Source organism: Promicromonospora kroppenstedtii DSM 19349 (assembly GCF_000515355.1).
Classification (GTDB): Bacteria; Actinomycetota; Actinomycetes; order Actinomycetales; family Cellulomonadaceae; genus Promicromonospora; species Promicromonospora kroppenstedtii.
Genome location: NZ_KI911686.1, coordinates 169,183 through 173,180, shown reverse-complemented (window position 1 = coordinate 173,180; position 3,998 = coordinate 169,183). Strand labels below are relative to the sequence as shown.

The 3,998-nt window shown below is 70.7% G+C and carries 4 protein-coding genes; 1 reads left to right on the top strand and 3 read right to left on the bottom strand.

Annotated elements, in window-relative coordinates; translation table 11 throughout:
* Positions 1-92: 92 nt before the first annotated feature.
* From PROKR_RS31615 to PROKR_RS15400, 3 genes are all read right to left on the bottom strand, one after another.
* Positions 93-191, bottom strand: a complete 99-nt coding sequence (locus PROKR_RS31615) for a 30S ribosomal protein bS22 (RefSeq protein ID WP_003792170.1) — start codon at positions 189-191, stop codon at positions 93-95.
* 223 nt (positions 192-414) lie between these two features.
* Positions 415-1,083 carry a potassium channel family protein gene (locus tag PROKR_RS15405; protein ID WP_020016003.1) on the bottom strand — a complete coding sequence of 223 codons (669 nt, stop codon included), beginning with the start codon at positions 1,081-1,083 and terminating at the stop codon, positions 415-417.
* Between the two features lie 66 nt (positions 1,084-1,149).
* Positions 1,150-2,547 (bottom strand): TrkH family potassium uptake protein, encoded by a 1,398-nt coding sequence (locus PROKR_RS15400; RefSeq protein ID WP_036964502.1) that lies wholly within the window; start codon positions 2,545-2,547, stop codon positions 1,150-1,152.
* A gap of 499 nt (positions 2,548-3,046) precedes the next feature.
* Here PROKR_RS15400 and PROKR_RS15395 point away from each other — a divergent pair.
* A partial coding sequence (locus PROKR_RS15395; RefSeq protein WP_036964501.1) for an acetoin utilization protein AcuC occupies positions 3,047-3,998 on the top strand: 952 nt, incomplete at its 3' end.

Genomic DNA, 3,998 nt, shown 5'->3' with positions numbered 1-3,998 from the left:
CACTAGCCGCTCCCAGGATTTCGAGACAAGACAAAGAGGCCCGGCCCCTGAGGGGGCCGGGCCTGCTCGTCACGCGCCCGACGGCGCGCGCGTCACTTCTTGTTGCGGCGCTGGTGGCGCGTCTTGCGAAGCAGCTTGCGGTGCTTCTTCTTGGCCATGCGCTTGCGGCGCTTCTTGATGACGGAGCCCATAGGTCCTCGCAATGTTCGGTCGGTCGGTCGGCGGCGGCCCGACGACGGGCCGCGCGGCGAAATGGTCCACGGTTGGTCCGGGACAGTGACGCCATAGTGACGATGGCCGACCAACACGAAAAGGAGTCCGCTACCTAGGCTACCTGCTCTGCCGCGCGCCCCGTAATCGACAGCGGTGTGAGGTGCGCCGGAGCCGCCCGCAGGACGACGTCGGCGCACCGGGTCACGGCCTGGCCGCGAACCGCTCCAGCAGGTCGGCGTGGCCCGAGCAGACGAGCAGGTCGTTGGCCGAGACCCGGGTCTCCGGCGTCGCGTAGACGAAGTCCACGCCCGGCGACTTCACCCCGATCACGGTGATGCCGTACCGCTTGCGGATGTTCGACTGCGCGAGCGTGAAGCCCTGCGCCTCCCGCGGCGGGCGCATCTTGACGATGGTGAACCCGTCCTCGACCTCGATGTAGTCGAGCAGCTTGCCGCTGACCAGGTGGGCCACGCGCGAGCCGGCGTCGGCCTCCGGGAAGACGACGTGGTGCGCGCCGATCCGGGTCAGGATGCGGCCGTGCTCGGCGGAGATGGCCTTGGCCCAGATCTGCGGCGTCCCGAGGTCCACCAGGTTGCCCGTGATCAGCACCGACGCCTCGAGCGACGAGCCGACGCCCACTACCGCGACGCCGAAGTCCTTGGCGCCGAGCTGCTCCAGCGCGTCCGGGTTGGACGCATCGGCCTCGACCAGGGGCAGCCGCCCCGACCACTGGGCCACCAGCGTGGGGTCCTGCTCGACGGCCAGCACGTCCTGGCCCAGCCGGTCCAGGGTGGCGCCGATCGCCGACCCGAACCGGCCCAGGCCGATCACCAGCACACCCGCGTCCCGCTCGGGCTTCTTCTCCGGCACGGTAGTCCTCTCCTCGACGTGTCAGACGTACAGGTCACCCTAGTGACCTGTACGTCTGACACGTCGTCAGCCGATGATGGGGCGTTCCTCCGGGAAGCGTACGATGCGCCGCCGGTCGCGCAGCGCCAGCACCGCCACGACGGTCACGGCACCGGTGCGCCCCACGAACATGAGGGCGGTCAGCACGTACTTCCCCGCGTCGGGCAGGTCGGCCGTGATACCGGTGCTCAGGCCGACGGTCGCGAACGCAGACAGCACCTCGAACAGCACCTTGGACAGGGGGAGGTCGGTGACCTGCAGCAGCGCGACGCACGAGATCAGCACGATGCTGGCACCCGTGAACACGACCGCGATCGAGAGGCGGAGCACGTCGCGCGGGATACGCCGGCCGAACGCCTCGATGTCCCGGTCACCCCGCGCCTCCGCGATGATGGCCAACAGCATGACGGCGAGCGTCGTCACCTTGATACCGCCGGCCGTGGACGCCGAGCCGCCGCCCACGAACATCAGGGCGTCCTGGATGAGCCAGCTCGACTCGTGCATGGCGCCGGTGTCCACGGTGCTGAACCCGCCAGAGCGCGGCATGATCCCCGCGAACAGTGCGGCGAGCAGCTTGTCCCCCACGCTCAGTGGGCCGAACGTCCGAGGGTTGGTCCACTCCAGCACCAGGAGCAGCAGCGCGCCCGCCACGAGCAGCACGAAGCTGGTCACGAGCGTCAGCTTGCTGTGCAGCGAGAGCCGCTTGGTCCAGCCGTGCCAGCGGTGGCCCGGCCGGGGCAGCGACCGCTGCAGGTTGAGGATCACGGGGAACCCGAGCGCACCGATGAACACGCCGAGCGCGATCGGCAGCAGGAGCGTCCAGTCCCCCACGTGCGGCATGAGGCCGTCCGGGGTCGGCACGAACCCCGCGTTGTTGAACGCGGAGATCCCGTAGAACAGGGAGTGCCAGGCCGCGGTGCCCACGTTGTCCTCAAGCACGAAGAATCGCGGGAAGAGCAACAGCGCGATCGAGAGCTCGAGCGTGGTAGCGGTGATGATGATGACGCGCACCAGCGATCCCACGTCGCCGAGCCGGCTCGTCTTGGTCTCCGAGGCGGTGAGCAGCTTCTGCGTCAGCCCGATCTTGCGGGAGACGATCATGCCGAGCAGCGAGGCGACGGTCATGATGCCGAAGCCGCCCACCTTGATGCCCGCGAGGATGACGACCTGCCCGTAGAACGACCAGTAGGTCGCCGTGTCCTGGACCACGAGGCCCGTGACGCAGACGGCGGACACCGCGGTGAACAGCGCGTCGACGAAGCTCGCGCCCTCGCCGTCGGCGGTCGCGAACGGCACGAGCAGCAGGATCGCGAACAGCCCGACCACGCCCGCGAAGACGGTGACGGCGAGGCGGGCCGGAGCCCGGAAGGCCAGCTCGTCCACCAGCTCCCGGATGCCGAACAGCCTGTGCCGGAAGATCGGCATCAGCCGCGTTCCCTCCTCGTTCCGGTGTCCCAACGATTCGGGGCCCAACTCTGCCACGCCGGAGGGCCGCTGCCGGGCAGAAGTCGCTGGCGAGGCTCACCATCCGACCACTAGATCGCCGTTGCGTACAAGCAAGGACACCTGAGCGCGCATGGCCATACTTTCTACGGCATGATCCACCGGTGAAAGAGGAGCACGCCCCATTGGATGTTTTCGCGCTGCACGCCTGGGTGGACGGGTCGATGCAGATGCCGGGCCGGGAACGCGAAGGGCTCTACCTGCTGGCAGCCGCGGTAGCCAGCCCGGCTACGTGGGACCCCGTGCGAGAGAACCTTCACGAGCTACTGCTCAAGGGAGCTGAGCGCCTGCACTGGCGAGACGAGTCGGCGCCCGCCGCCAGTGCGGTGGGCCGGGCGCGCCGGGGTGTTGCCCTGGACGTCCGAGACGCCGGTCGTGAACCACAGCGGCCCTCACCGGCGCGGTCCGTTACCGTGGGCGGGTGCACCTCGCCCGGCTGGTCTGGAGTCCGCGACTCCTCGAGTACGACTTCGGCCCCGGGCACCCCATGGCGCCCGCCCGCCTCGACCTGACGATGCGGCTCATCGAGGCGCTCGGCCTGCTCGACCGGCCCACGCTCGAGGTGGTGGGCGCCGAGCCCGCCACGGACGCGGTCATCGAGACCGTGCACGACGCCGACTACGTGGCCGCCGTCCGGCATGCCGGGACCACGCTGGAGCCCGACCTGATGCGCGGCCTGGGCACCGACGACGACCCGCTGTTCGCGGGCATGCACGAGGCCGCCGCGCGGCAGCTCGGCGGGTCCGTCGAGCTCGCCGACGCCCTGTGGCGCGGCGAGATCACGCACGGCGTCAACGTCGCGGGCGGCATGCACCACGCGATGCCGGGCGCGGCGTCCGGCTTCTGCGTCTACAACGACGCCGCCGCGGCGATCCAGCGCCTGCTGGACCTCGGCGCGGAGCGCGTCGCCTACCTGGACTTCGACGCGCACCACGGCGACGGCGTCGAGGCCATCTTCTGGGACGACCCGCGCGTGCTGACCGTCTCGATCCACGAGGACGGCCGCACCCTGTTCCCCGGCACGGGCGCCTCGGCCGACGTCGGCATGCCCGGCCCTGCCGAGGGCACCGCCGTGAACATCCCCGTGCCGGCGCGCACGTCGGGCGCGGCGTGGCTGCGCGCCATCGACGCCGTCGTCCCCGCGCTGGTCCGCGAGCACCGCCCGCAGGCGATCGTCTCCCAGCACGGCTGTGACGCCCATGGGCGCGACCCGCTGTCGAACCTCAACGTCTCCGTGGACGCGCAGACCACCGCGCAGCAGTGGGCGCACGCCCTGGCGCACGAGCACGCCGACGGCCGCTGGCTCGCGCTGGGCGGCGGCGGGTACGCAGTGTCCGACGTCGTCCCGCTCGCCTGGGCGGCGCTCGTCGCCG

Excerpts from the sequence above, each read along its gene's own strand:
- PROKR_RS15400 (WP_036964502.1), bottom strand. The coding sequence starts at position 2,547 with ATGCCGATCTTCCGGCACAGGCTGTTCGGCATCCGGGAGCTGGTGGAC.
- PROKR_RS31615 (WP_003792170.1), bottom strand. The coding sequence starts at position 191 with ATGGGCTCCGTCATCAAGAAGCGCCGCAAGCGCATGGCCAAGAAGAAG.